Source organism: Mesorhizobium sp. 128a, assembly GCF_053848025.1.
Genome location: NZ_JBSPKY010000004.1, coordinates 330,691 through 356,361 on the forward strand (window position 1 = coordinate 330,691; position 25,671 = coordinate 356,361).

At 63.3% G+C, this 25,671-nt stretch carries 22 protein-coding genes; 11 read left to right on the plus strand and 11 right to left on the minus strand.

From position 1 onward, the window contains the following. Position 1: 1 nt before the first annotated feature. Positions 2-619: a 5-bromo-4-chloroindolyl phosphate hydrolysis family protein gene (locus ACWTU9_RS10420; RefSeq protein ID WP_454589346.1), complete on the plus strand. Its 618-nt coding sequence runs from the start codon at positions 2-4 to the stop codon at positions 617-619. Beyond that, complete coding sequence (locus ACWTU9_RS10425; RefSeq protein WP_455858205.1) at positions 619-1,728, plus strand: hypothetical protein; 1,110 nt, start codon at positions 619-621, stop codon at positions 1,726-1,728. The genes ACWTU9_RS10420 and ACWTU9_RS10425 overlap by 1 nt, the downstream gene beginning before the upstream one ends. A 9-nt stretch (positions 1,729-1,737) precedes the next feature. On the opposite strand, the gene sthA is transcribed toward ACWTU9_RS10425, so the two are convergent. Continuing rightward, positions 1,738-3,126 (minus strand): Si-specific NAD(P)(+) transhydrogenase, encoded by a 1,389-nt coding sequence (sthA, locus tag ACWTU9_RS10430; RefSeq protein ID WP_455858206.1) that lies wholly within the window; start codon positions 3,124-3,126, stop codon positions 1,738-1,740. A 198-nt stretch (positions 3,127-3,324) separates the two neighbouring features. Between sthA and ACWTU9_RS10435 the strand changes: the two genes are divergently transcribed. The 4 genes from ACWTU9_RS10435 (at position 3,325) to ACWTU9_RS10450 (ending at position 6,184) form a co-directional block, all read left to right on the plus strand. Then, positions 3,325-3,795: an RDD family protein gene (locus ACWTU9_RS10435; protein ID WP_455858207.1), complete on the plus strand. Its 471-nt coding sequence runs from the start codon at positions 3,325-3,327 to the stop codon at positions 3,793-3,795. A 138-nt stretch (positions 3,796-3,933) separates the two neighbouring features. Then, positions 3,934-4,698: an arginyltransferase gene (locus tag ACWTU9_RS10440; RefSeq protein ID WP_142869454.1), complete on the plus strand. Its 765-nt coding sequence runs from the start codon at positions 3,934-3,936 to the stop codon at positions 4,696-4,698. 143 nt (positions 4,699-4,841) lie between these two features. Next, positions 4,842-5,738, plus strand: a complete 897-nt coding sequence (locus tag ACWTU9_RS10445; RefSeq protein WP_455858208.1) for a DMT family transporter — start codon at positions 4,842-4,844, stop codon at positions 5,736-5,738. A gap of 122 nt (positions 5,739-5,860) precedes the next feature. Continuing rightward, positions 5,861-6,184: a hypothetical protein gene (locus ACWTU9_RS10450; protein WP_455858209.1), complete on the plus strand. Its 324-nt coding sequence runs from the start codon at positions 5,861-5,863 to the stop codon at positions 6,182-6,184. 18 nt (positions 6,185-6,202) lie between these two features. On the opposite strand, the gene ACWTU9_RS10455 is transcribed toward ACWTU9_RS10450, so the two are convergent. Further along, complete coding sequence (locus ACWTU9_RS10455) at positions 6,203-7,417, minus strand: AI-2E family transporter (protein WP_455858210.1); 1,215 nt, start codon at positions 7,415-7,417, stop codon at positions 6,203-6,205. 195 nt (positions 7,418-7,612) lie between these two features. After that, entirely contained in the window at positions 7,613-9,865 is a 2,253-nt protein-coding gene (gene parC, locus ACWTU9_RS10460; protein WP_455858211.1) for a DNA topoisomerase IV subunit A, read from the minus strand. Between the two features lie 401 nt (positions 9,866-10,266). Here parC and ACWTU9_RS10465 point away from each other — a divergent pair, with 401 nt between their 5' ends. Continuing rightward, a complete protein-coding gene (locus tag ACWTU9_RS10465; protein WP_455858212.1) occupies positions 10,267-11,457 on the plus strand; it encodes a hypothetical protein in 1,191 nt (396 codons plus the stop codon). A gap of 121 nt (positions 11,458-11,578) precedes the next feature. On the opposite strand, the gene aspS is transcribed toward ACWTU9_RS10465, so the two are convergent. After that, on the minus strand, positions 11,579-13,369 hold the full coding sequence (aspS, locus tag ACWTU9_RS10470; RefSeq protein WP_455858283.1) for an aspartate--tRNA ligase: 1,791 nt from the start codon (positions 13,367-13,369) through the stop codon (positions 11,579-11,581). A 125-nt stretch (positions 13,370-13,494) separates the two neighbouring features. Then, positions 13,495-14,253, minus strand: a complete 759-nt coding sequence (locus ACWTU9_RS10475; RefSeq protein WP_455858213.1) for a DeoR/GlpR family DNA-binding transcription regulator — start codon at positions 14,251-14,253, stop codon at positions 13,495-13,497. Positions 14,254-14,368: 115 nt separating this feature from the next. Here ACWTU9_RS10475 and ACWTU9_RS10480 point away from each other — a divergent pair, with 115 nt between their 5' ends. From ACWTU9_RS10480 to rnd, 3 genes are all read left to right on the plus strand, one after another. Then, positions 14,369-15,580, plus strand: coding sequence for an MFS transporter (locus ACWTU9_RS10480; protein ID WP_455858214.1), 1,212 nt, complete (start codon positions 14,369-14,371; stop codon positions 15,578-15,580). Between the two features lie 200 nt (positions 15,581-15,780). Next, positions 15,781-17,025: an MFS transporter gene (locus ACWTU9_RS10485; protein WP_455858215.1), complete on the plus strand. Its 1,245-nt coding sequence runs from the start codon at positions 15,781-15,783 to the stop codon at positions 17,023-17,025. 73 nt (positions 17,026-17,098) lie between these two features. Continuing rightward, the gene (gene rnd / locus ACWTU9_RS10490) at positions 17,099-18,250 is read left to right on the plus strand and encodes a ribonuclease D (protein ID WP_455858216.1); all 1,152 of its coding nucleotides are present in this window, start codon (positions 17,099-17,101) and stop codon (positions 18,248-18,250) included. A 171-nt stretch (positions 18,251-18,421) separates the two neighbouring features. Here the strand turns inward: rnd and ACWTU9_RS10495 are convergent, their stop codons facing one another. From ACWTU9_RS10495 to guaB, 3 genes are read right to left on the minus strand one after another with little or no spacing between them, the layout of a single operon-like run. Next, positions 18,422-18,841 (minus strand): MAPEG family protein, encoded by a 420-nt coding sequence (locus ACWTU9_RS10495; RefSeq protein WP_454589360.1) that lies wholly within the window; start codon positions 18,839-18,841, stop codon positions 18,422-18,424. Positions 18,842-18,863: 22 nt separating this feature from the next. Then, complete coding sequence (locus tag ACWTU9_RS10500) at positions 18,864-19,433, minus strand: hypothetical protein (RefSeq protein ID WP_455858217.1); 570 nt, start codon at positions 19,431-19,433, stop codon at positions 18,864-18,866. A gap of 19 nt (positions 19,434-19,452) precedes the next feature. Beyond that, entirely contained in the window at positions 19,453-20,955 is a 1,503-nt protein-coding gene (gene guaB / locus ACWTU9_RS10505; protein WP_454576727.1) for an IMP dehydrogenase, read from the minus strand. A 311-nt stretch (positions 20,956-21,266) separates the two neighbouring features. On the opposite strand from guaB, the gene ACWTU9_RS10510 reads away from it, so the two are divergent. After that, positions 21,267-22,688: an MFS transporter gene (locus tag ACWTU9_RS10510; RefSeq protein WP_455858218.1), complete on the plus strand. Its 1,422-nt coding sequence runs from the start codon at positions 21,267-21,269 to the stop codon at positions 22,686-22,688. A 135-nt stretch (positions 22,689-22,823) separates the two neighbouring features. On the opposite strand, the gene ACWTU9_RS10515 is transcribed toward ACWTU9_RS10510, so the two are convergent. From ACWTU9_RS10515 to ACWTU9_RS10525, 3 genes are all read right to left on the minus strand, one after another. Beyond that, positions 22,824-23,123 carry a hypothetical protein gene (locus ACWTU9_RS10515; protein ID WP_455858219.1) on the minus strand — a complete coding sequence of 100 codons (300 nt, stop codon included), beginning with the start codon at positions 23,121-23,123 and terminating at the stop codon, positions 22,824-22,826. Between the two features lie 60 nt (positions 23,124-23,183). Continuing rightward, positions 23,184-23,975 carry an RlmE family RNA methyltransferase gene (locus ACWTU9_RS10520; RefSeq protein ID WP_455858220.1) on the minus strand — a complete coding sequence of 264 codons (792 nt, stop codon included), beginning with the start codon at positions 23,973-23,975 and terminating at the stop codon, positions 23,184-23,186. A gap of 268 nt (positions 23,976-24,243) precedes the next feature. Next, on the minus strand, positions 24,244-25,584 hold the full coding sequence (locus tag ACWTU9_RS10525) for a Ppx/GppA phosphatase family protein (protein WP_455858221.1): 1,341 nt from the start codon (positions 25,582-25,584) through the stop codon (positions 24,244-24,246). Positions 25,585-25,671 lie beyond the last annotated feature (87 nt).

Genomic DNA, 25,671 nt, shown 5'->3' on the forward strand with positions numbered 1-25,671 from the left:
AATGCGCGGGCTGTTCGGCAACGACTGGAACTGGATCGCCGCAGGCGCGGTGTCGGCGGCGCTTTTGCTCGCCTTGAGCTTTCTCACCCATTTCCCATTCCTGGTCTCGGCCATCATCGCCGGCTTGGTCTTTGCCGGACTGGTCTTCGTTCTGGCGCCGCGCCAGCTGTTCGAAGGGCTCGACCTCAGATCGATCAGCGGCAGCCGCGTGGCGTTCGCGCGCGAGTTGCTGGCGCAGGCGCAACCGGCGGCTGATCAGCTCGCCATGGCCGCCTCGTCGATCTCGGACAAGGAGATGAAGGCCAAGGTGAAGAACCTGTCCGACATTGCGGCCGACGTGATCGCCAAGGTCGAGGCAAAACCGGAAACCGCGCCCTCCGTGCGGCGGTTTCTCACCTACTATGTGCCGCAGGCGGCGGAAGTGGCCGACGGTTATGCGACGCTGGCGAACCGGCGCGCGCCGAGCCAGGCGCGGCTTGCAAATGTCGGCGCGGTCATCACCAAGCTTCAGGACGCTTTCGTGCATTATGCCGACAGCCTGGCCGATAGCGAACTCGGCACGCTCGACGTGGACTTGCGACTCATTCAGGAGTCGCTGAAAGAGGATATCGGTCGCTGATGGCCATTTCGCGACGCGCTTTCGGACTGGGATTGCTGGGTGCCGCCGCTGCCGGCACCGGCGGCTATCTGACCCTGAAGGACCGTCCCGAGTTCCGCGGCTATCTCGGCAACCGCGCGCATCTGTTCGGCTTCATCGGGGGCGAGAAGCAGGCTTTTCTTGCCGACCCGGACGTGGTCAGCGCGCTTGGAGGCTACGGCCTCGAACTCGATGCGCGTGTGGCCGGTTCGGTCGAGATGGTGCGCGAGCCGGCGCTGCTGACGCAAAAGCCGCAATTCCTGTGGCCGTCCTCCTCGATCATGGTCGACCTCGCCCGCAAGAACGGCGTGTCGATCCGCAACGACCAGGTGGTGCTCAACTCGCCCATCGTCGTCTACACCTGGGGGCCGGTGGTCGAAGGCCTGAAGAAGAGCGGGCTGGTCACGGTCGCGGCCAAGGGCGGCTACAACCAGCTCGATCTCAAGGCGCTGCTCGACGCCATACTGGCGGGCAAGAGCTGGGCGGATCTCGGCATCGATGAGCTTTACGGCCGTGCCCGCATCGTTTCCACCGACCCCAACCGCTCCAACTCCGGCTTCATGTTCGCCGGCCTGGTACTCAGCCTGATGAGCGGCGACGTCGCGACGCAGGAACTGCTGGCCCAGCATGGCGAGCAGGCCAGGGCGATCTTCCGCAGCATGGGGCTGAAATCGTCCTCGTCAGGCAAACTGTTCGACCAGTATATCGCCGGCGGGCTCGGCGCCGAGCCGATGGCGGTCGGCTATGAGAACCAACTGGTGGAATGGGCGCTTGCCGATACGGCGCGCTGGCAAAGGGTGCAGGCCGGAACCGGAGCCAAGCCGGAAATCCTCTATCCCCGCCCGACCGTCTATTCGGCGCACCCCATGATCGTCATCGATCCGGCCGTCGATCCGCTGCTCGACGCACTGACCAGCCCGAAGCTGCAGGAACTTGCCTGGTCCAAGCACGGGTTCCGCGGGCCGCTGGGCACCGTCGCCGCTGGAGCCGATGTGGCGATCGCCGGCGTGCGGCCGGCCGAAATCGAGGCGGTGCTGCCGATGCCTTCAGCCGAGGTCATGCTGTCGCTGCTTGCCCAGATGGAAGGCTAGCGCCAGTGCCTACCCCTGCCCCATACGGTTCCAGGCATCGAGCCCGGCGATCTTGTAGGCTTCAGCCAGCGTCGGATAGTTGAAGGTGTTGTTGACGAAGAAGTCGACCGTGCCGCCGAGATTGATCACCGCCTGGCCGATATGGATGAGTTCGGTGGCGCCCTCGCCGACGATGTGAGCGCCGAGCAGGCGGCGCGTTTCGACCGAGAACAAAAGCTTCAGGAAGCCCGAATTGACGCCCATGATGTGGCCACGCGAGGTTTCGCGGAACCGCGCCAGGCCAACCTCATAGGCTGCACCGCTCTCGCGCACCTGTTCCTCCGACTGGCCGACGGTGGAGATTTCCGGCACGGCGTAGATGCCATAGGGAAAGGTTTCAGGCGGTGGCGGCAGTTGCACGCCGAAGGCGTGGCAGGCGGCCACCCTGCCCTGCTCCATCGAGGTCGAGGCAAGGCTGGGAAAACCGATGACGTCGCCGGTGGCATAGATGTTGGGTGCACTGGTCTGGAAGGTTTGCGGATCGACCTTGATGCGGCCCCTGGAGTCGGCCTCGATGCCGACCACGTCGAGGCCGAGGCTGCCGAGGTTGCCGCTGCGGCCGGCGGCGTAAAGCACGATCTCGGAACGGATGGTGCGGCCATCGGCAAGCGTCACTTCGGCATAGTCGGGTTTTGAGACGATTTCCTTGACCGTGCTGCCGAGGCGAATGGTCATGCCGCGGTCGCGCATCTGGTGGATGAAGTCATCGACGATCTCGCGGTCGACGAAATCGAGGATGGTGTTGCGCGGCTCGACCAGCGTCACCGGCACGTCGAGGGCCGAAAAGATGGTCGCATATTCGACGCCGATGACGCCGGCGCCGATCACCGTCAGCGTGCGCGGCAGATGGTCGAGCTCCAGCATCTCGTCACTGTCGAAGACGCGGATCTTGTCGAAAGGAACGTCGCGCGGCCGGTGCGGCCTGGTGCCGACCGCAATAAGCGCATTGGCGAAGCCGACCTCCGAGTAGTCGCCATTGTCGGCCGTCAGGCTGACCTTGTTGGGGCCAACGAATTTCGCCATGGCGCGTGCGCTCTTGACCGCGTTGCGCATGAACTGGTGCTGCAGAACCTCGACCTCGTGGTCGAGCGTCTTGTGCAGGCGCTCGACCAGGTCGGCGATGGAGATGTCTTGCTTGACCCGGTAGCCGCGGCCGTAAAAGCCGCGCTCGCGCCAGCCGGAGAGGTTGAGCACCGTCTCGCGCAGCGTCTTCGACGGGATGGTGCCGGTGTGCACCGAGACGCCGCCGAGGCGCCGGCCCCTGTCGACCACCAGCACCGATTTGCCGAGCTTGGCCGATTGCACCGCGGCGCGGCGGCCGGAAGGGCCGCTGCCGATGACCAGCATGTCGTAATCCATATTTCCCCGTCCCCTCGGCGTCTTGTTGCGCCGCAGCAAGCTAACGCCATCCCTAGGGTAAATTCAACCGGTTCGCAGCGCCTGTCACGACGCCGATGACCGCATTCCCGGCGCGATCTTGATTCCGCCTGCGGCCTTCACCATTTCAGGTGGCGGCGGCCGCGCACCCTAGCGCGGCGCCTGTTACGAGGACATGACATGAACGCGCGCGTACTTGACGGCGAAATCATCACCAGCAGGCTCGACGACGTCAGGGCGTATGACGGTGTGCGCGCGCGGCGCATCCTCGCCTTCATCATCGACTATTGCATCGTGGCGCTACTCACCATTCCGTTCGCGATCCTGGTGGCCGTGCTTGGCCTTTTGACATTCGGTCTTGGCTGGGCGCTGTATTCCATCCTCGTGCCGGCGGTCGCCATTCTCTACATCTGGAACACGCTGGGCGGCCGCAACCAGGCCACATCTGGTATGAGGATGATGGGCATTCGGCTCGATCGCCTCGACGGCAGCCGTATCGACGGGCTCACCGCTGTTGTCCATTCAGTGCTGTTCTGGGCGAGCACTGTCATCCTGACGCCGCTCATTCTTCTGGTGACGCTGTTTTCCGACCGCAAGCGCACGCTGCACGACCTGCTGCTTGGCACGGTTGTCAGCCGCAGCGACCGTTGAACCGGCTTTCGGCTCCTCCCGACCACCATCGGCGCACAAATTGAAGGCGTCCTTTCACACATGCCTTCACAATCCTGTTGAATTTTTCGCCGGCGAGGCCAAAGGTAGAGCGACTCGCAGGAGTGTTTCCAAGGTTCGATGACGCAGCATCCGACCCAGTCGCCGCAGTTCTTCCTGACCGCGCCATCGCCGTGCCCGTATCTTGAGGGCCAGTTCGAGCGCAAGGTGTTTACGCATCTGGTCGGCGACAAGGCGCCGGAGATGAACGACCTGTTGACGCAAGGCGGCTTCCGGCGCTCACAGAACATCGCCTACCGGCCGGCCTGCGAGACCTGCCGCGCCTGCGTCTCTGTGCGCATCCTGGCGCAGGAATTCACCGCCAGCCGCAACATGAAGCGGGTGATCCAGCGCAATTCCGATCTCATCGGCGCCATGCACGACGCACAGCCGTCGACCGAGCAGTATTCGCTGTTCCGCGGCTATCTCGACGCCCGCCACCGCCGCGGCGGCATGTCCGACATGACGGTGCTCGACTACGCCATGATGGTCGAGGACACCCATGTCGACACCAAAGTCATCGAGTACCGTAAGCGCGGCCCCGACACTTTCATCACCGGCAAGGGCCAGGGCGAGCTGATCGCCGTGGCGCTGACCGACAAGATGGCCGACGGCCTGTCGATGGTCTATTCCTACTTCAATCCCGAGTTCGAGGACCGCTCGCTCGGCACCTTCATGATCCTCGACCATATCGCCCGCGCCAGGGCCATGGGCCTGCCGCACGTCTATCTCGGCTACTGGGTCAACGGCTCGCGTAAGATGAACTATAAGATGCGCTTCATGCCGCAGGAGCACCTCGGCCCGAAGGGCTGGGAACGCTACGACCACGAAGCGGTCACGCGCTGATTTTTCTTTTTCCCCAAATCCGGGTCCAAGTCCGGGCCTAATAGTTTCAACGCAGAAGATGCTGGTCATTCCGCCTGACGGCGGAGAGTGCGCGATTGTGCAGGCGGGGCATCCTCTCCCGAATTCATTGCGAAAGCCGCTTCATGTCGTCTCACAACGCTCACACCAAAGGACTTCTGCTCACCGCGCTTGGCGGCCTGACGCTGACCGTCGACATTCCGCTGATCCGGCTCGCCCATGGCGAAGCCTGGACGATACTGCTGCTGCGCACCGGCGCCACCTTCGTCACGGCAATGATCCTCTGGGCGGTCTGGCGCTTGTTCGGCAAGAATGCGCCACAGCTGATACCGGGCTGGTCGGGGCTGATCGTTGCCGCCATCTACGGGCTCGGCGCAATCGCCTTCATCACCGGTGTCTACAACACCTCGACCGCCAATCTGGTTTTCATCCTGGCCTTCACCACCATGTTCTCAGCGCTGCTGTCGTGGCTGTTCCTGAAGGAGCGGCCACGGCCGCTGACGCTTGCGGCCATGGCGGTGATGATCGTTGGCGTCGGCATCATCGTTGGCGATTCCGTCGGCACCGGACATCTGTTCGGCGATGTGATGGCACTGTGTTCAGCCTTGGCGATCGCCTGCGCCATCACCATCTCGCGCGCCAGCGGCAAGGATATGGGTTTCACCGCGCTAATCGGCGTCGTCCCGCCGTTTGCGCTGGCGGCCTTCATGGTCGCAAAGACAGGCTTTCACGTCGATGCGCCGGGATGGATCCTCTTCAACGGCGCCATCATCATGCCGATCGCCTTCTTCTGCCTCGCCAACGGGCCGAAATACATCTCAGGTCCGGAAGTGGCGATGTTCTATCTCCTGGAAACAGTGCTGGCGCCGGTCTGGGTGTGGATGATCTTCGCCGAGACACCATCGCGCAACAGCCTGATCGGCGGCGCGATCCTGATCGTCACACTGGTCGCGCATTCGCTGTGGCAGTTGCATGAGGGGCGCAAGCGCCGGGCAGCGCTCGCCGTCGTTCATCCGGCTTAGAATGCCGCGACGAGCAAGGCAGGCTCCAAAAGCGCTGACAGACGTAATCCTGTCGTCGCGTTAGTCCGCTAGTAACAGCTATCCTTCAGGATAAGCCCAAATCTAATTGGGCCGGTAATCCAATGAAGCGCATCGCGGCAATGATTTTCGTAGTTGTTTGGCTAGCGCTTTGCTTTACTGGCCCAGCGATCTTCTCCCGCCCCATGGACGGGCTCTCCGTAGCGTGGTTTGTCGTCCTGGCGCTGACTTCGTTCGCGGCCACGATCGGCGCGATAGCGGCGCTGATATTGCAGTATACACACTTTCAAATGCGAGACACGTTGGACGGATTCTTTTGGATCGTTTTCCTCGTGCTGCCGATTTCGGTGACACTATGCGCCTCAGCAGTGTGGGTGCTCGGCTGGTACTTTTTTGGCTGGAATGATCTGAATCTCGATGTCCCCTAAGGCGACCCGGACTGCGGATCAGGCGCTGGCTTTCTTCGCCGCACCGGGGGCAGGCAGAACCTCGATCTGTGGATCGGCTTCGATTTCGACCGACGAGCCCGGCGGGATTTCCTCGGCCAGTTCCACCTCGCGCAACCATTCGCGCCAGATCGCGACCAGCAGCGCCATCAGAACAGGGCCGATGAACAGGCCGAGAAAGCCCATCGTCTTGACCCCACCGATCAGGCCGAAAAAGGTCGGCAAGAAGGGCAGTTTGATCGGTCCGCCGACCAGTTTCGGACGCAGGGTCTTGTCGACGATGAACAGTTCCACCGCACCCCAGATGAACAGCGCCAGTCCGGCCATTGGTGAGCCGCTGGCGGCAAGATAGATCGACACCAGGGTAAAGGACAGCGGCGCGCCGCCGGGGATAAGCGCCATGACGCCGGTGAGCGCGCCCAGCGTCACCGGCGACGGCACGCCGGCCAGCCAGTAGGCGACGCCCAGCACCAGCCCCTCGCCGATGGCGATCACAGTCATGCCGGTGACGGTGGACGAGATGGTCGCCGGCACGACGCGCGAAATCCGCTCCCAGCGTGCCGGCAGGATGCGTTCACCGAGCCGATCGATCTGGCCGGCGAACTGCTCGCCGTCGCGATAGGCGAAGAACAGCGCGATCATCATGAACAGCAGTGTCAGCAAGAGGCCGAAGGCGCTGCCGCCGGCAGCCAGCACGCCGCGATAGATGCTGCCTATATTGGCGCCGCTGACCAGCTGGATCAGTTCGCCAATGCCGCCGGGATGGCCGAAATTGTCCGTCCATTGTTCGTTCAGCCACTCGCCAACGACGGGCAGCGTGGCGATCCAGTGCGGTGTGACTGCGCCATGCCGGTTGGTCTCGATCGCCCAACCAACCCATTCGCGGACCTCGTTGATGGCATAGGTGCCGGCAAGCGCGATCGGCACGACCAGGAAGGTGAGGATGAACAGGATGGCAAAAGTCGCGGCGATGGTGCGGTTGCCGCCGACGCCGGCAAGCAGCCTGCGATAAAGTGGCCAGCTGGCGAAGGCGATGACCAGCGCCGCGAGCACCGGAAACAGAAAGCCGTGGAAGAAATAGACGCCGGCGGCGACGATCAGCACCAACAGCCAGCGCGCCGCCGACAGCGGTGGAATGACGGCGGCTCGCAGCGGCGTCGACAGGCCGAAGAGGCGTTGCTGACGTTCCGGCTTCTGGATCTTCGCTTCCTTCAAACGCCCATCACTCCCCGGCCTACCAAGCGCTTATGCACTGTTATAGTGCCGCAATCGTGACGATAGTCCAAATGCGTGGTGGAAGCTGCCAATTGCCCCCTCGTGGGGGAGATGTCCGGCAGGACAGAGGGGGGGCGAAGGATCGCCGGCGTGGCGCTCGCCCGGAAGACCCAAGAATGCGAGGGGGGAGATTACCTACCCAAACTTCCCCGTCCGCGGGAATCCCTTCGGCACCATCCGCCCGGCCGAGGCCCTGGCGCCGATCCATTCGGCCAGTTCCTCGCGCGACCTGATAAACGTACGGTCGGCCGAATCCTGCCAGGACAGGCCGCTCTCCAGCGTGAAAGGCTTGAGGTCGAGCAGACCGCCATCCTTGTATTTCTGCAGGCGAACGCCCTTGCCGCGGCCCATTTCGGGGATTTCGGACAGCGCGAACACCAGCATCTTGCGGTTCTCGCCGACGATGGCGAGGTGATCGCCGGAAACCGGGACGCAGGCCTTGGCCTCGTCGGGCGCCTTGACGTTCATCACCTGCTTGCCCTTGCGGGTGTTGGCGACGACCTCTTCCTCCGGCACGATGAAGCCGTTGGCGTCGTAGGAAACAAGCAGCAGCTTGCGCTTCGGGTCATGAACGAAAGCGGTGACGATGTCCTGATCATTGTCCATATCGACGATGATGCGGATCGGTTCGCCATGGCCACGCCCGCCCGGCAGCCGGTCGGCGCCGATGGTGTAGAACTTGCCGCCGGTGGTGAAGACCAGGATCTTGTCGGTGGTCTGGGCGTGGAAGGCAAGCTTGAGGCTGTCGCCCTCCTTGAAGGTCAGCGTGGAATGGTCGGCCAGATGGCCTTTCATGGCCCGCAGCCAGCCCTTCTCCGAGACCACCACGGTGACCGGCTCGCGCTCGATCATGGCGTGCGCAATGTCGGTCAGGTCATGCTCCGGCGCGTCGGCGAACTGGGTTCGGCGCTTGCCGAGCTCGGTGTCGGGGCCGAACTTGTCGCGAACCTGCGTGACTTCCCACTTGATCGTCGACCATTGCTTGGCGTCGGATGCGAGCAATGCCTCGATCTGCTTCTTTTCGGTGGTGAGACCGTCGAATTCCTTGCGGATTTCGAACTCTTCCAGCTTGCGCAAGGCACGCAGCCGCATGTTGAGGATCGCTTCGGCCTGGGTGTCGGTGAGCGACCAGCGGGCCATCATCACCTGCTTGGGCTCATCCTCCTCGCGGATGATCCTGATGACCTCGTCGATGTTGACATAGGCGATCAGGTAACCGGCAAGGATTTCCAGCCGCTTCTCTATCTCGCCAAGCCGATGCTTCGAGCGGCGGATCAGCACATCGCGCCGATGGTCGAGCCACTCTTTCAGCACGCCCTTCAGCGAAAGGACGTTAGGCACCTTGCCACGCGACAGCACGTTCATGTTGAGGGGGAATCGGCTTTCGAGCTCGGTCAGCTTGAACAGCGATTCCATCAGAATGCCGGGATCCACGGTGCGGCTCTTCGGCACGAGCACAATGCGGACGTCCTCGGCGCTTTCGTCCCTGATATCCTCGAGCAGCGGCAATTTGCGGGCGATCAGCAGCTCGGCGATCTTTTCGATCAGCCTGGCCTTCTGGATGCCGTAAGGAATTTCGGTGACGACGATGCTCCAGGTGCCCCTGCCCTGGTCCTCCTGGCCCCACTTGGCGCGCACGCGAAACCCGCCGCGGCCGGTCTCATAGGCCTCCAGGATGGAAGCGCGGCTGTCGACGATGATGCCGCCGGTTGGGAAATCCGGTCCCTGGACGAACTCCATCAACTTTGCCACCGGTGCGTCCGGTTGCTCGATCAGATGCAGGGCCGCATCGCAAAGCTCGGCGGCGTTGTGCGGCGGGATGGACGTCGCCATGCCGACCGCAATGCCGGAAGAGCCGTTGGCGAGCAGATTCGGGAAGGCGCCGGGGAGCACCACGGGCTCCTCGTCTTCCTCATTGTAGGTCGGTCGGTAATCGACGGCATCCTCGGTGATGCCGGCAAGCAGATCGCTCGCCACCTCGGTCATGCGCGCTTCGGTATAGCGCATGGCCGCGGCGTTATCGCCGTCGATATTGCCGAAATTGCCCTGCCCGTCGACCAGCGGATAGCGCATGGAGAAATCCTGCGCCAGGCGCACTAGCGCGTCGTAGATCGACTGGTCGCCGTGCGGATGGAACTTGCCCATCACGTCGCCGACAATGCGTGCGCATTTGGCAAAGCCCTGGTCGGGGTTGAGCCTGAGCAGCCGCATGGCGTGCATGATGCGGCGATGCACGGGCTTCAGCCCGTCGCGCACATCCGGCAGCGCCCGGTGCATGATGGTCGACAGCGCATAAGCCAGATAGCGCTCTTCCAGCGCCTTCTTCAGATCGACCGGTTCGATGTGGTCACCGCCGCCATTTTCAGGCGGCAAAAGCCTTTTTCCCATGCGGGTGGACTAGCCGAGCGGGTGATTCGCGGCAAGGCGGGCCTGCGGAAATCCGCAATTTGCGGCCTTGGGCTGCGAAGCAGGCCCAGGATCCGGCGATGGATGTGACGGACTTCATGTTCCAACGTGCCGCCCTGTGCAACAGCACCGGTAGCAGTGCTGTTGCCAACCAACATCAATCTGTTACACGCCCACTCTAAGGCAGGTTACGGTACGCAGGGGAGCCCGACCTTCATGACCTATTCACCGCATCGAGCGAAGGCTCCCGCTCCGATTTGCCTTTCGCCGTGATTTTCGACAAATCTGCGGGAAAGTGCCTTTTTCCGGTCCAGTTCGTCACGGAATGGTGATGGCGTAGAACTCAAGAAAACACTTTTCAGGACTCTCTCAGGGAACTCGCGATGACAATCCAACGCTCAACACTCAAGACACTCGCTTTTTCGACATTTTTGCTGACGTTGCCGCTGAATGCCGCCTTTGCGCAGGACACTGCGGTTGCCGACCGGCTGAAGGCCGCACTTGCGGTCCAGGGCGTCGATATCACCTGGACCGGCGTTACCGGCGACAATACCAGCATGGTGCTGCAGGGCGTGTCGGTGAAGCCGGCGGCCGAAAAGGAAGCGCTGCCGATCGGCGACATCAAGCTTGAAGGCGTGACCGAGGCCAATGGCGGCTTCGATATCGCGACCATCTCGACGTCCGCGTTCGAGCACAGCAAGGACGGCGTCACGCTCAACCTCACCCCCTTCGTCATTCATGACGCCAACATCCCGGCCGAGGGCGCTACGGGCCCGCTCGGCTCGATGATGATCTACAAGTCGGCCGAACTCGAAAACCTGACGGTCAAGGTTGCCGACAAGACCGCCTTCTCGGTAGACGGCGTTGCTGTCCAGATCACGCCTCCGGCCGACGGCAAGGCGATGGAATTTTCCGCCACGACGGAAAAGTTCAACGCCGACCTGACCTTGGTCGACGATGCGAAGTCCAAGGAAGCCATCGAGGCCCTCGGCTACCAGAACATATCGGGCAACGTCGAAATCGGCGGCACCTGGCAGCCGAGCGACGGCAAGATGGACCTGTCGAAATACGACATCTCGGTCGAGAATGCCGGCACGCTCGGCATGACCTTCGGCCTGGGCGGCTACACGGTCGACTTCGTCAAGTCGATGCAGGAGATGCAGAAGAAGCTGGCGGCGCAGCCCGAAGGCGCCGACAATTCGGCGCAAGGCATGGCCATGCTCGGCCTGTTGCAGCAGCTTTCCTTCAACAGCGCCTCGGTCCGCTTCGACGACGATTCGCTGACCGGCAAGGTGCTGGACTATGTCGGCAAGCAGCAAGGCATGTCGGGCAAGGACATCGCCAACCAGGCCAAGGCGATCGTGCCGTTCGGCATGGCGCAGCTCAACAATCCGGAACTGACGGCCGAAGTGACGGCAGCGGTGAGCAAGTACCTCGACGATCCGAAGAGCCTCGAGATTTCCGCCGAGCCGCCGGCAGCGGTGCCGTTCGCGCTGATCATGGCGGGTGCGATGTCCAACCCGCTCGACCTGCCGAAGACGCTCGGCGTCCACGTCACGGCCAACGAAGACTGATCGAAGCGAAAGCTCGAAAAGCAAAAGCCCGGCAGCGAAAAATGCCGGGCTTTTTTGTTGGGTTGTTGAATGAGAAGAATCGGTTCGGGCGGTTTGTTAAAGCACCGCCGGGACTTCGCGATCAGGCGTCTTTCTTCACTACCGCGACGCGCAACGAGAGCTCGCGCAGCTGCTGCGGCGTGGCTTCCGAAGGCGCGTTCATCAACAGGTCGTATGCCTGCTGGTTCATCGGGAACATGGTGATCTCGCGCAGGTTCTTGGCGCCGACCAGAAGCATGACGACACGGTCGACGCCGGCCGCCATGCCGCCATGCGGCGGGGCGCCATACTGGAAGGCGCGGTAGAGGCCGCCGAAGCGCCCTTCGACCGTGGCGCGGTCAAGCCCGACCATCTCGAACGCCTTGACCATGGTTTCCGGCAGATGGTTGCGGATACCGCCCGAGGCGATCTCGAAGCCGTTGCAGACCATGTCGTACTGGAAGGCCTTGATGCCGAGCAGATCCTCGCCACCCAGCGCCTCGATACCGCCCTGCGGCATCGAGAACGGGTTGTGGGCAAAATCGATCTTCTTCTCCTCCTCGTTCCATTCGAAGAACGGGAAGTCGACGATCCAGCACAGCTCAAAACGGTCGCGGTCGACAAGGTTCAGTTCCTCGCCGGCGCGGGTGCGCGCGGCACCGGCGAAGGCGACGAATTTCTTCGGATCGCCGGCGACGAAGAAGGCGGCGTCGCCATCGGCAAGGCCGAGCTGCTGACGGATCGCCTCGGTGCGTTCCTCGCCAATGTTCTTGGCCAGCGGACCGGCGCCTTCAAGCTTGTCGCCTTCCTTGCGCCAGAAGATGTAGCCCAGGCCCGGCTGGCCCTCGCCTTGCGCCCACGAGTTCATCCGGTCGCAAAAGGCGCGGCTGCCGCCGGTCTTTGCCGGAATGCCCCACACTTCGGCCTTCGGATCGTTGGCCAGGATGTTGGCGAACACCTTGAAGCCGGAATCGCGGAAATGATCGGAGACGGCCTGCATCTCGATCGGGTTGCGCAGGTCCGGCTTGTCGGAGCCGTATTTGCGCATTGCCACATCATAGGGAATGCGCTGGAATTTCTGCGTCACCGGCTTGCCGTTGGCGAAGGTCTCGAATACGCCGCGCATCACCGGTTCCATGGTCGACAGCACGTCGTCCTGCTCGACGAAGCTCATTTCGAGGTCGAGCTGGTAGAATTCGCCGGGCAGACGGTCGGCGCGCGGATCCTCGTCGCGGAAGCAGGGCGCGATCTGGAAATAGCGGTCGAAGCCGGAGACCATGATCAGCTGCTTGTACTGCTGCGGCGCCTGCGGCAACGCGTAGAAGGTGCCGGGATGGATGCGCGACGGCACCAAGAAGTCGCGCGCGCCTTCCGGCGACGAGGCGGTCAGGATCGGCGTCGAGAATTCCGTGAAGCCGACATCGGTCATGCGCTTGCGCATCTCAGCGATGATCTTGGTGCGCGCCACGATGTTCCGGTGCAGCGTCTCACGGCGCAGGTCGAGGAAGCGGTACTTCAGGCGGATGTCCTCGGGATAGTCCGGCTCGCCGAACACCGGCAGCGGCAATTCCTTAGCCGCCGACAGCACCTCGATCTCGCGGGCAAAAATCTCGATCTCGCCGGTCGGCAAATTGGCGTTGATGGTGTCCGGCAGGCGCGCCTTGACCTCCCCGTCGACGCGGACCACCCATTCGCCACGCAGCGTCTCGGCGACCTTGAAGGCGGGCGAGTCCGGATCGGCAACAATCTGGGTCAGGCCGTAATGGTCGCGCAAATCGATGAACAGCAGGCCGCCATGGTCGCGCACGCGATGCACCCAGCCCGACAGGCGAACGGAAGAGCCGACGTCGCTCTTTCTCAACTGGGCACAGGTGTGGCTGCGGTAACGATGCATTGTCATGGGTAAAGTCCGGGATTTGGGTTGCAGGCCGAAGTATCCAGCCTCAAAATTTGCGCGAAAAGCGCATGGGAGGCCGGATTTGTCAAGGCGAGCCGGGTGATCGGGCGCAGGCCGCTTGTTCAAGCAAAGTTGATTTCGGCGCCCTGGCGTTCGAAATCGGCGAGGATCGCGGCCGGCGCGGTCTTGTCGACCACAAGGTGGCGGATCGCCTCTGGCCGGGCGACCCGGTAGGGTGCGGCGGTGGCCAGCTTGTCATTGGTGACAGCGATGACGATGCCTGCGCTGTTCTTGGCCATGGCCCGCTTCACCTCGGCCTCAGCCGAATCGAAGGCCGTCACACCGCGCGAGGCATCGAGACCACAGGATCCCAGAACAAACAGGTCCGCGCCAAGCTGCGCGACGGCGGCAAGCGTGTCGGCGCCGACGCAGGCGCCGAGGTGACGGTCGAACCGCCCCCCGAGCACAATCAGCTCGATCAAAGCGTGGTTCGACAGGACTGAGGCAACCTCGAGCGAATTGGTGGCGACCGTCAGATCGAGGTCGCGCGGGATGGCCCTGGCGATCGCGGCGTTGGTCGAGCCGCTGTCGATGAACAGGGTCTGTCCGCGCGAAAGCAATGCCACGGTCGCGCGGGCAAGCCGCGTCTTTTCTTCGACCGCATGGCCGGCCCGCAGGCCGACAGGCGTAGCGGCGAACGGTGCGGCTGCAACCGCGCCGCCATAGACGCGGCGGCATTGCCCGGCCTTGGCGAGTTCCCTGAGGTCGCGGCGAACCGTGTCTTCCGAAACGCCGAAACGGCTTGCCAGTTCGCCGGCCAGCACCCTTCCCTCGACGGCCAGGCGATCGCGGATGATTTGATGCCGCTCATCGGTCAGCATTGCATGATCCTGTTTTCTTCATGCACGTTCTTGCATGATTTGCATGTTTGTGCAAGATGTCGAGCAAATCCAGCCTGTGGCAAACCGCCGGCTCCCCTGTCTTGAAAGCATCGTCATGACCTTCGGCCTCCGCCTCGCTCCGCAACACCGGGTCTATGCCGGTTTTGCGATCTACTCGTTCGGCATGGGCAACATCTTTCCGCGGCTGCCCGACATCAAGCATGCCATGGGCATCGAGGACGGCACGCTCGGGCTCAGCCTGATCGGAACGCCGATCGGCACCTTGACCGCGCTGACGCTGGCGGCGCCGATCCTGGAGCGCGTCGGCTTCCGCCGTGCATTGCTCGGGCTGGTCCCGCTTTTGTCGATAGCCTATGCCCTTGCCGCGCATGCGCCTGGGCCGCTCGCGCTGTTCCTGATGCTGATTCCGGTCGGCCTGATGATCGGCAGCGTCGAGATCATCCTCAACGTCGAAGCTGACAGGACCGAATTCCTGCTCAAGCGTCGGATCATGAACCGCGCGCATTCGTTCTGGAGCATCGGCTTTTTCGGCGCCGGCCTGTTCGGCGCGGCACTTGCGCATCTCGGCATATCGCCGCAACTGCACCTGGCGATCGTCGTACCGATGGTGGCGATTGGAATAGCGCTGTTTCTCGGCGGTTACGAACCGGCGCCGAGCCGCTTCGCCGGCAATGACGAGACGGCGCCAAGGCTGGCGCGGCCGACGCTGCCGATCCTCGTCCTCGTCGCAGTGACACTGTCGGCAATGCTGATGGAAGGCGCCAGCATCGACTGGTCGGCGATCTATATGCGCACCGTGTTCGATGCAGGCCCGTTCGTCGCCGGCCTCACGGTGGCGCTGTTTGCATTCTCGCAAGCGAGCACGCGCTTCTTCGCCGACAGCTTTGTCGAACGCCACTCGCCGAGCGGCGTGGCGCGGGTGCTGCTGGCGACGATGGCGGCAGGCGTGCTGCTCGTCTTCTTCTCGCCTGCCCCGCTCGTATCGATGCTGGGCTTTGCCCTGCTGGGCATCGGCAGCAGTGCGATCTTTCCGCTGGCGATCTCGGCGGCCGCCCAGCGGACGGACCGCTCCGCGGCAATCAATGTCGCGGCGTTGTCGCAGATCTCCTTTGTCGCCTTCCTGCTCGGCCCGCCGCTGCTCGGCTTCGTCTCCGACCATTGGGGTATCCGCTCGGCCTTCGGCATCGGCATCCCGTTTATCGTCCTCAGCCTGCTGACCGCCGGCTCGCTCGGCCGAAAGGTGGCGAAGGGCAGCCCTATCGCGCCGGCGGCTGGCGAAGCGTTGGCGAGGGCTCACGAAGCTTGAACGGCCGCACCTGAAGGCCACACACCTGTTGGCGGCCGGATAAGCCGCTGGCAATGGCCGCACTGATGGTTCAGAACTGCGGAGCCACCTAGATGAGTTTTCGTTGAATCGTCATACTCATCCAGCTCTTTGTCGAAGCATGATCTTTTCCGAAAACCGGTTCCCACTTTTCGGGATCATGCTCTAAGCATCGGTTCCGCATGTCCTCGATCCGCCCGCTGACCCCCCTCCTCATCGCCGCCGGCATCCTGCTTGGGGGCAATGGGTTGCAGGGCACGCTGATCGCGCTGCGTGGCGCGCAGGAAGGATTTTCCGCCTCCGACATCGGCCTGATGGGCACGTTCTATTTCGCCGGTTTCCTGCTCGGCTGCCTCGCCGTCACCCGCATCCTCAAGGCGGTCGGCCATGTCAGGACGTTTTCGGCGCTCGCCGCGACCGCCTCGGCCGGCACGCTGCTGCTGGTGCTGGTGATAGATCCGGTGATGTGGTGCGCGGTGCGCTTTGCCGGCGGCTTCTGCTTCGCCGGCCTGTTCACCGTCATGGAAGCCTGGCTGAATTCCGGCGTCGAAAACAAGGATCGCGCGCGGGTACTCGCCATCTACCGCATGGTCGATATCGGCTCGGTGACCGGCGCGCAGTTCCTGATCCCGATCTTCGGCCCCGGCGGCTTTGCCATCTTCGCCATCATGTCGATGATGATCACGCTGTCACTGGTGCCGGTGTCGCTTGGCGACCGCTCCAACCCGACGCCGCCGGAAGACGTCAAGCTCGACCTCGCGCGCGTCTGGCGAATCTCCCCGCTCGGCTGCTTCGGCTGCATCTGCGTCGGCGTCACCAACAGCGCCTTCCGCACGCTGTCGCCGGTCTATGCCGAGCAGATCGGCATGTCGGTGGCCGATGTCGTCACCTTCGTCAGCGTCGGCATCTTTGGTGGCGCGCTGATCCAGTACCCGCTCGGCTCTCTTTCCGACCGCTGGGACCGGCGGGCGGTGCTTTTGGCCACGACCTGCGGCGCAATGCTGGCGGCGCTGGCGCTAGCGTTCGTCGCCGGGGCCAATCCGACCCTCAATTTGATCATCGTCTTCATCTTCGGCAGCTTCGCCATGCCGCTCTATTCGCTGTCGGCGGCGCATTCCAACGACCGCGCCGACAAGGGGGAGTTCGTGCTGATCAACGCTGCTTTGATGCTGTTCTATTCCTTCGGCGCCATTGGCGGCCCCTTCGCGGCGTCGACGGTGATGCAGTATTTCGGACCGGGCGCCCTGTTTGTATTCAGCGCGACGGTCTATGCCATCCTCATCGCCGTCATTCTCTACCGCATGCAGGTGCGTGGCAGCGTGCCGGCGGGCAAGCGCAGCCGCTTCACGGCGCTGCTGCGCACATCGACTGTATTCGCGCGACTGGCGCGCAGGAATGGCGATTCCGACGGATCGACGAATACTTGACCGAAGGGCGGCTTGACGAAAGCCCGCGCGGCTGAAATCTAGGCAGACCTTACTCTTTGCCAAAAGCGATTTGATGCACGTCATCACCACCCAGACAGAACTCGAGACCGTTCTCGCCGCTTTCGAAAAGTCGGATTTCGTCACCGTCGACACCGAATTCATCCGCGAAACGACGTTCTGGCCGATCCTATGCCTGATCCAGATGGCGGCGCCCGGCGTCACCGCGCTGATCGACCCGCTATCGCCCGATATCAACCTCGCCCCGTTCTTCCGGCTGATGGCCAATGAAGCGGTGGTCAAGGTCTTCCACGCCGCGCGCCAGGACATCGAAATCATCGTCCATCTCGGCGATCTGGTGCCGCATCCCGTCTTCGACACCCAGGTCGCGGCCATGGTCTGCGGTTTCGGAGACAGCGTCTCCTACGACCAGCTGGTGCAGCGCATCACCGGCGCCCGGCTCGATAAATCGTCGCGTTTCACCGACTGGCGCCACCGGCCGCTGTCCGACAAGCAGCTCGACTATGCGCTGGCCGACGTCACCCATCTGATCGATGTCTACAAGCACCTCAGCGCCGAACTGGAGCGGGAAAACCGCGCCCATTGGCTGAACGAGGAAATGGAGGTGCTGACCTCGCGCGAGACCTACGATCCGCACCCCGAAGATGCCTGGAAGCGGCTGAAGATGCGGCTGCGCAAGCCGCAGGAGCTGGCGGTCGTGCAGACGGTGGCGGCATGGCGCGAGCGCGAGGCGCGTGAGCGCGACGTGCCGCGCGGCAGGGTGCTCAAGGATGACGCCATATACGAGGTCGCCCAGCAGGCGCCGCGCGATGCGGCCGCGTTGAGCAAGCTGCGCACCACGCCGAAAGGCTGGGAACGGTCATCGACAGCAACCGCATTGCTCGGCGCGGTCAACACCGCGCTCGCCTTGCCCCGGGAAGAGATGCCGAAGCTGCCCAAGAGCTTTCAGCCGCCCGAGGGTTCGAGCGCGGCTGCGGAGCTGCTGAAAGTGCTGTTGCGGATCGTCGCCGAGAAGGAAGGCGTCGCCTCGAAAGTGCTGGCGTCCAGCGACGACATCGACCGCATCGCTGCCGAAGGCGAAGCCGCCGACGTGCCGGCGCTGCAGGGATGGCGGCGCGCCGTGTTCGGCGAGGCCGCGCTGAAGCTGGTGCGCGGCGAAATCGGCATCAAGTTCGACAAGCGCAAGATCGCGGTGTTCGATTTGTAGCATCCGCCTTCCCCTTCTCCCCTTGTGGAGAAGGTTGATCGGCACGCGGCGCCGAGACGGTTGAGGGGTGCGTGACGGATCGCCATCCCCGCCAAGCTGGAACGCCCCTCATGCTACCGAGCTTCGCTCGACCACCTCCTCCCAAAAGGGGAAGGGAAAGTCAGCGCCTGCTCAAACCAGGCCGAGCAGGTGCAGCGCGAACAGAATCCATGCCAGCAAGAGAATGATCGCGCCCAGGTAGAAGGCGCGGCTGCGAAAGCGAAGATTGTTGCTGGTCAGGTGGACCCAGGCATGGCCATAGCGGGAAATCACGAAAATCCACATCAAGGCCAAGGTCAGATAATTGACGCCATTGGTCGCGTGCAGGGCCAGGCACAGCACGTAGAACAGCACCGGCAGTTCGAACTGATTGATGAGATTGTTGGCGACCGTGACGCTGGACGCCGGCTCGGTCGTGCGCGCCTTGTATTGGCCAACCTTGGCCTCGCCCGTTTTGACCGCACCGTAGCGGCGCCGGCCCATCACCACATAGACGATATAGACGAGCAGCACCTGCGCCAGCATCGGCCAGAAGATTGCGGTCTGGCTCATGGCGTTGCCCCTGCCTTGTCGTTCATGCCTGTGGACGTCGCCGGCTGGCGACAATGAAGGCCGCGATGACGGCGACAGGTATGGCCAGAAGCACGAATTTGGTGACGATCAGCGACGACGCGAAGGACAGCGAATCCGGATTGGCCGACAGCGCATCGGACAAAAGCCGTGCCACCGCAATGTTCTGGGCATAATCGGCGCAGGTGTAGGGCAGCACCACAACCAGCGCCAACAGCGACTGTACCTGTACGGGCAGGGCGCGAAAGGGCTTCAGCCGCCGCCCTGTGGCGAGAATCAGGCTGACCATGGTCAGTGACAGCAGCGCCGGGAACAGAAGGTCGAAGGTGAGGTAGTGCCAGACGAGGATGATCTCGCTGCCACGCCGGCCGAGCGCTGTCAGCCAGGCCATGCCCTCATCCGGCGTGAACCCTTCAAAGCGCACATCGAGCGACGACAGGCCGCCGCTCAACTGCCGGAAATAGAAGAATTCCAGCAGCGTCATGGCGATGAAAACCGCCGCGGAGGCAAAACACAGCGCGCCCGCATGGCGCGCCAGCCGCAGCACGATCGCCGCCTGATGGCGCCAGAGCATGTTCCGCTCTGGCTGCTGGTCAGGCTCCGCCAGGATAATTGGGGCTTTCGCGGGTAATCGTGACGTCATGGGCGTGGCTTTCACGAAGTCCGGCGTTGGAAATGCGCACAAAGGTGGCGCGCTCCCGGAAATCGGCGAGATCGCGGCCACCGACATAACCCATAGCGGCTTTTAGCCCGCCTGCAAGCTGGTGCAGCACGCCAGACACAGGTCCTTTGTAAGGCACCTGCCCTTCAATGCCTTCCGGGACCAGTTTCAGCGTGTCGCGCACCTCGGCCTGGAAGTAGCGATCGGCCGAGCCGCGCGCCATGGCGCCGACCGAACCCATGCCACGGTAGGCCTTGAAGGAGCGGCCCTGGTGCAGATAGACCTCGCCAGGGCTTTCATCTGTGCCGGCGAGCAGCGAGCCGATCATGGCTGCACTGGCGCCGGCGGCGAGCGCCTTGGCCAGGTCGCCCGAATATTTGATGCCGCCGTCAGCGATGACCGACACGCCGGATTTGTGCGCCGTCTCGACCGCCGACATGATGGCCGACAGTTGCGGCACGCCGACGCCGGCGACGATGCGGGTGGTGCAGATCGAGCCTGGGCCGATGCCGACCTTGACGGCGTCGGCCCCGGCATCGATCAGCGCCTGCGTGCCTTCGGCGGTGGCGACGTTGCCGGCGAGAATGCGCACGGAATTCGAGAGCTTCTTGGCCCGCGTCACGGCATCGAGCACGCGCTGCGAATGGCCATGCGCGGTATCGATGACCAGAAGGTCCACACCGGCATCGATCAGCCGTTCGGCGCGCTCGAAGCCGTCATCGCCGACGCTGGTGGCGGCGGCGGCGCGCAGGCGGCCCTGCGCGTCCTTGGTGGCATGTGGGTTGAGCTGCGACTTCTCGATGTCCTTGACGGTGATCAGGCCGACGCAATTGCCTTGCTTGTCGACGACGACGAGCTTCTCGATGCGGTGCTGGTGCAGCAGCCGCTTGGCTTCGTCCTGGTCGACATTCTCCTTGACCGTGATCAGGTTCTCACGGGTCATCAACTCATAGACCTTCTGCGAAGGATCCGAGGCGAAGCGAACGTCGCGGTTGGTCAGGATGCCGACCAGGCGGCCGATCTTCTGGCCGCCGGTGCCGCCATTCTCGACCACGGGAATGCCCGAGATGGAATAGGTGCGCATCAGCGCCAGCGCGTCGGCCAGCGTCGCGTCGGGGCCAATGGTGACCGGGTTGATGACCATGCCCGATTCGAATTTCTTGACCTGGCGCACCTGCTCGGCCTGTTCGGCCGGCGAAAAATTGCGGTGGATGACGCCGATGCCGCCGGCCTGGGCCATGGCAATCGCAAGCCTCGCCTCGGTGACCGTGTCCATCGCGGCCGAGAGAATAGGCACGTTGAGGTCGATGTCGGTGGCGATGCGGGTGCGGATATCGGTCTCACCGGGCATGACCTCGGAGTGACCGGGCTGCAGCAGCACGTCGTCAAAGGTCAGCGCCAGAGCGCCGGTGGACGTTTCGATGATTTTTGCCATGGCCAGTCCCTTGAATACAAACGCGCTGGGGGGAATACAAAAAAGCGCTGGACCGCAATGGACAGCGCCGACTCGTTTCTTCCCTTTCAGGATTGGCGCTGGCTGGTACCACGTCGCGATGGCGTTGGAAAGAAGATGATTGCATCTCACCGCAAAGTGTTGCGGTTGCCCTGTTAGCCGCCACCAAGGCTTGCGGTCGCACAAAAGTGACAGCAAATTAATGCGACATCGGGGGAAAGGCGTGATACCGCCCACTTGCATCGGTTTGCCCCGACCGACACGCGATTTTTTGACCAATTCGGACGCGTTCGTTGAACCGCATCATTCCGCTCATCCTGGCGGTCGCGCTTTTCATGGAAAACATGGATTCGACCGTGATTGCAACATCGCTGCCGGCGATCGCCGTCGACATCCACACCAGCCCGATCGCGCTCAAGCTGGCGCTGACCGCCTATCTCGTGTCGCTGGCGATCTTCATTCCGATCAGCGGCTGGATGGCCGACCGGTTCGGCGCCAAGAACGTGTTTCGCGCCGCGATCGGGGTGTTCATCCTCGGCTCACTCGCCTGCGCCATCTCCAATTCGCTGCCGGCCTTCGTCGTGTCGCGCTTCCTGCAAGGCATAGGCGGGGCCATGATGACGCCGGTCGGCCGCCTGGTGCTGGTGCGCGCGACGCCGAAGAGCGAACTGGTTGCCGCCATGTCGTGGCTGACCGTGCCGGCGCTGGTCGGACCGCTTGTCGGCCCGCCGATCGGCGGTTTCATCACCACCTATTTCACCTGGCACTGGATCTTCCTGATCAACGTGCCGATCGGCCTGCTCGGCATGTGGCTCGCCACTCGCTTCCTGCCACAGACCGATGCCGCCGAGACACCGCCGCTCGATTTCATTGGATTCGTGCTCTCCGGGCTCGCGGCGTCGGGTGTGGTGTTCGGCCTGTCGGTTGTCAGCCTGCCCTATCTGCCGCCGATTATCGGCTTTGCCACCGTGGCCGTCGGCCTGGTGTCGGGCGCGCTCTATCTGTTGCATGCGCGCCGATCCAAGAATCCCCTGCTGGCGCTGGAACTGTTCCGCAACCAGGTGTTCCGCTCCTCGGTGCTCGGCGGTTCACTGTTTCGCATCGGCATCGGCGCCGTGCCGTTCCTGCTGCCGCTGATGTTCCAGATCGGCTTCGGGCTGACGCCGTTCCAGTCGGGCATGATCACCTTCGTCTCGGCCATCGGCGCCATCGGCATGAAGTTCGTCACTGCGCTGATCTTCCGGCTTGCCGGCTTCCGCCGGGTGTTGATCTGGGGCTCGCTGATCGCCGCCGCATCGATCGCCATATACGGCCTGTTTACCCCGGAAACGCCTTACGCGCTGATGCTGGCCATGCTGCTGGTCGGTGGCTTCATCCGCTCGATGTTCTTCACCGGCGTCAACGCGCTCTCCTATGCCGAGGTGTCGGCCGAAGACACCAGCAAGGCGACGCCGATCACCGCCGTCTTCCAGCAGCTGTCGATCGCGCTGGGCGTGGCGGTGGCGGGCGGCATCCTGGAAGTGTCGGAGAGCGTCCATGGCGGACCGCTGATGCTGGCCGATTTCCATCTCGCCTTCTTCATCGTGGCGGCGATTTCCGCAGCGGCATCGCTGTCGTTCATGCGGCTGGCGCCAGATGCCGGCAACGCCGTCTCGGGCCATGGCCGGCTGACAACGCCCAAGGAGCTGGAGGCGGTAAGCCCGCCCGGCAATTGACGCGGCTTACTACGTACGCCTCGCCCGAACGCCGTTGCGCGTCACCCTGCTCCACGCTCTGCTTCGGGCGAAAGAAAATGGTACCGTTCACGAAATTGAGTGCACCGTCACTGTAGTCAACCGCAATCCGTGCCATCAATGCGCCGATGAAGGATCATCGGAAAACCTTTTGTTCGGATAAAGATGCCTCTTCTTCCGCCTCAACTCATAAAACAGTGTTCCATGTATTCCGTTAGCTAAAGTTTTCTTTTGTAGTCCTTTATTTAGATTCTCGATAACTTTTGCAGCCTTCTTGCGCCCAACGCGCTTAACAAAATCCTCGATGAACTCGATATCCTGACCGTTCGGAAACAGTAATTCAAAATCCTCATCTGGCACTGCATAAATATTGTAAGCAGAATTGTCGGCACCATCGATCAGTTGAACATTTTTCATTGACGCATCGCTCCTCGCATATGTCCGTCCACTCAGAACGCCAAATTCCTATTGCAAGTGCTATGCTTCGGGCTCGCCTTGTCCTTCACGTTCGCCGCCAGTGCTCAAGGCGTTCGGAACGCCCTCCGGACGCTCCGACCCGCCTGACAGCGGCTCTCTCCCCTTGAAATCCTTGGCGAGCAGATAGAGCTCGACCGATTCATCGCGCGATGCCGGCGGCTTGACGTGGTGGACCGAGCGGAAGTTCTTCTTGAGCATGGAAAGCAGTTCGTTTTCAGCGCCGCCTTGAAAGGTCTTGGCGAGAAAATGCCCGCCAGGCTTCAGCACCGACAGCGCAAAATCGGCCGCCACCTCGCACAGATGCATGGTGCGGATGTGGTCGGTTCGCTTGTGGCCGGTGGTCGGCGCGGCCATGTCGGAGAGCACGACATCGGGGTCACCGCCAAGCGCCTCGGCGAGCTTTTGCGGCGCCTCTGGGTCGAGGAAGTCCATCAGCAGCACCGGCGCGCCGGGCACCGCATCCATTTCGAGATAGTCGATGCCGACGACATGCGGGTTTTCCGCGGTGGATTTCGTCCTCGCGGCCGCCACCTGGCACCAACCGCCGGGGGCCGCACCGAGGTCGATCACCTTCATGCCAGGCTTCAGCAGATGATGCTTGTCGTCGATCTCGATCAGCTTGTAGGCGGCGCGCGAGCGGTAGCCATCGGCCTTGGAGCGCTGGACGTAGGGGTCGTTGATGTGGCGCTGCAGCCAGCGGCGCGACGATTCCTTCAGGCCAGACTTCTTCTTGATCCGCGTCTTCAGGACACGGATGCCGGCGGAGCCCGGTTTTTCGGGTTTTTTGGTCATTGCCTGATTTCTTGCCCGAGCGTGGTCTCTCGCGGATAATAGCCACTTTTCGCTGTGGCCGTTTTTCGGCGACTGCGGAACTCGCGAGCGCCGTCCCCCACTCCGTCGCTGCTTCGCAGCGCCACCTCTCCCCCCTCCGGAGGGAGAGGAAGGGTGCCAAGTCCGGAGACCTCGCGCCTTTCCTCTCCCCCGTCGAGCGGGGGAGAGGTGTCGAGCGAAGCTCGACGGAGTGGGGGTCGACCATTCACCAACATGGCACAGCTAGCTTTCATGCCCTGCCCCTCCCACTGTTGCGCCAGACGCCGTCGTCGGCCATCAATTCGCTCAGAATCCCCTCGCGCAGGCCGCGATCGGCAACGCGCAGGCGCTCCGATGGCCATACCGCGCGGATGGCTTCGAGGATAGCACAGCCGGCCAGCACCAGATCGGCGCGGTCCGCGCCAATGCACGGGTTGGCGCAGCGCTGCTGGAAATCCCAGCCGACAAGCTTTTCGACCATGCGGTCGACGCTGTCGCGGTCCATCCACAGGCCGTCGACGCGGCGACGGTCGTAGCGTTCGAGATCGAGATGGACGCCGGCCAGCGTCGTCACCGTTCCTGAAGTGCCCAGCAGATGGAATTTCGGGCTGGCCAGCACATGGCTCAGCCGGTCGCGGCCGTCGAAGGCTTTCAGTCGCACGGCGACATCGTCGACCATGGCGGCAAAGATCTCGCGGGTCACCGTGCGGCCGCCAAAGCGTTCAGCCAGCGACACGACGCCGACCGGCAGCGAGGTCCACGACACGATGTGGTTGGCCAGCCGCGGCGAGCGCTGGCCGGTGAGGTCGATCAGCGCGATTTCCGACGAGCCGCCGCCAATGTCGAACAGCACAACGCCTTGCGTGTCGCGCTCGACCAGCGAGCCGCAGCCCGACACCGCAAGGCGGGCCTCGGTCTGACGGTCAATGATCTCGAGTTTCAGCCCTGCCTCGCGCTCGACACGTTGCAGGAATTCTACGCCGTTATCTGCGGTGCGGCAGGCCTCGGTGGCGATCAGCCGCGCCTTCCTGATCTTGCGGTTGCGCAATTTGTCGCCGCAGACCTTCAGCGCCTCGACGGCGCGGTCCATCGCCGCCTGGCTCAGGTGGCCATTGGCGGTCAGCCCCTCGCCCAGCCTGACGATGCGCGAGAAGGCGTCGATGACGCGGAACTGGCCATGACGCTGCGGCACCGCGACCAAAAGCCGGCAATTGTTGGTGCCGAGATCGAGCGCGGCAAACACCGGCAGTTCCTGCATCGGCGGCCGCTGAATGGGCTGTTCAGGCCTGGGCTGCGGCGCCGGAGGTGCGACCAGAGGCGGGGCAGCGACGCTGACGGCCGGCGGGCCGGCTGCAACAAGGTGCGTCGATACCGCCAACTCATCGCGTGCAAAAACCTTGCGTCCGCGCCGGCGCTTGCGCCGCTTTCTCGCCTTGCCTCGCTGATGCTGGGCGTCGCCGGCCTGTCCGTCACCGGACTGAGGCCCCGCCTGGCGGGGCCGCCCGGCGGAGGGGCTCGGCCGACCTGACGGCGGCGAAGCCCTGGACACGCCCACTTCCGGCGCGCCTGCGCCGGTGTCGTGGTCTTCCACTTCGGGTCCTTCCGGCGCCGCGCGAACCGGAAACCGGACGCAGCAGGCACCTAAATGTTTTAAGTTGCCGCCAGAGTATCAGTGCGG

What these genes read in the sequence shown, in the direction of transcription:
- ACWTU9_RS10420 (WP_454589346.1), top strand. Translation starts at nt 2, where the DNA reads ATGCGCGGGCTGTTCGGCAACGACTGGAACTGGATCGCCGCAGGCGCG.
- ACWTU9_RS10425 (WP_455858205.1), top strand. Translation starts at nt 619, where the DNA reads ATGGCCATTTCGCGACGCGCTTTCGGACTGGGATTGCTGGGTGCCGCC.
- sthA (WP_455858206.1), bottom strand. Translation starts at nt 3,126, where the DNA reads ATGGATTACGACATGCTGGTCATCGGCAGCGGCCCTTCCGGCCGCCGC.
- ACWTU9_RS10435 (WP_455858207.1), top strand. Translation starts at nt 3,325, where the DNA reads ATGAACGCGCGCGTACTTGACGGCGAAATCATCACCAGCAGGCTCGAC.
- ACWTU9_RS10440 (WP_142869454.1), top strand. Translation starts at nt 3,934, where the DNA reads ATGACGCAGCATCCGACCCAGTCGCCGCAGTTCTTCCTGACCGCGCCA.
- ACWTU9_RS10445 (WP_455858208.1), top strand. Translation starts at nt 4,842, where the DNA reads ATGTCGTCTCACAACGCTCACACCAAAGGACTTCTGCTCACCGCGCTT.
- ACWTU9_RS10450 (WP_455858209.1), top strand. Translation starts at nt 5,861, where the DNA reads ATGAAGCGCATCGCGGCAATGATTTTCGTAGTTGTTTGGCTAGCGCTT.
- parC (WP_455858211.1), bottom strand. Translation starts at nt 9,865, where the DNA reads ATGGGAAAAAGGCTTTTGCCGCCTGAAAATGGCGGCGGTGACCACATC.
- ACWTU9_RS10465 (WP_455858212.1), top strand. Translation starts at nt 10,267, where the DNA reads ATGACAATCCAACGCTCAACACTCAAGACACTCGCTTTTTCGACATTT.
- aspS (WP_455858283.1), bottom strand. Translation starts at nt 13,369, where the DNA reads ATGCATCGTTACCGCAGCCACACCTGTGCCCAGTTGAGAAAGAGCGAC.
- ACWTU9_RS10475 (WP_455858213.1), bottom strand. Translation starts at nt 14,253, where the DNA reads ATGCTGACCGATGAGCGGCATCAAATCATCCGCGATCGCCTGGCCGTC.
- ACWTU9_RS10480 (WP_455858214.1), top strand. Translation starts at nt 14,369, where the DNA reads ATGACCTTCGGCCTCCGCCTCGCTCCGCAACACCGGGTCTATGCCGGT.
- ACWTU9_RS10485 (WP_455858215.1), top strand. Translation starts at nt 15,781, where the DNA reads ATGTCCTCGATCCGCCCGCTGACCCCCCTCCTCATCGCCGCCGGCATC.
- rnd (WP_455858216.1), top strand. Translation starts at nt 17,099, where the DNA reads ATGCACGTCATCACCACCCAGACAGAACTCGAGACCGTTCTCGCCGCT.
- ACWTU9_RS10495 (WP_454589360.1), bottom strand. Translation starts at nt 18,841, where the DNA reads ATGAGCCAGACCGCAATCTTCTGGCCGATGCTGGCGCAGGTGCTGCTC.
- ACWTU9_RS10500 (WP_455858217.1), bottom strand. Translation starts at nt 19,433, where the DNA reads ATGCTCTGGCGCCATCAGGCGGCGATCGTGCTGCGGCTGGCGCGCCAT.
- guaB (WP_454576727.1), bottom strand. Translation starts at nt 20,955, where the DNA reads ATGGCAAAAATCATCGAAACGTCCACCGGCGCTCTGGCGCTGACCTTT.
- ACWTU9_RS10515 (WP_455858219.1), bottom strand. Translation starts at nt 23,123, where the DNA reads ATGAAAAATGTTCAACTGATCGATGGTGCCGACAATTCTGCTTACAAT.
- ACWTU9_RS10520 (WP_455858220.1), bottom strand. Translation starts at nt 23,975, where the DNA reads ATGACCAAAAAACCCGAAAAACCGGGCTCCGCCGGCATCCGTGTCCTG.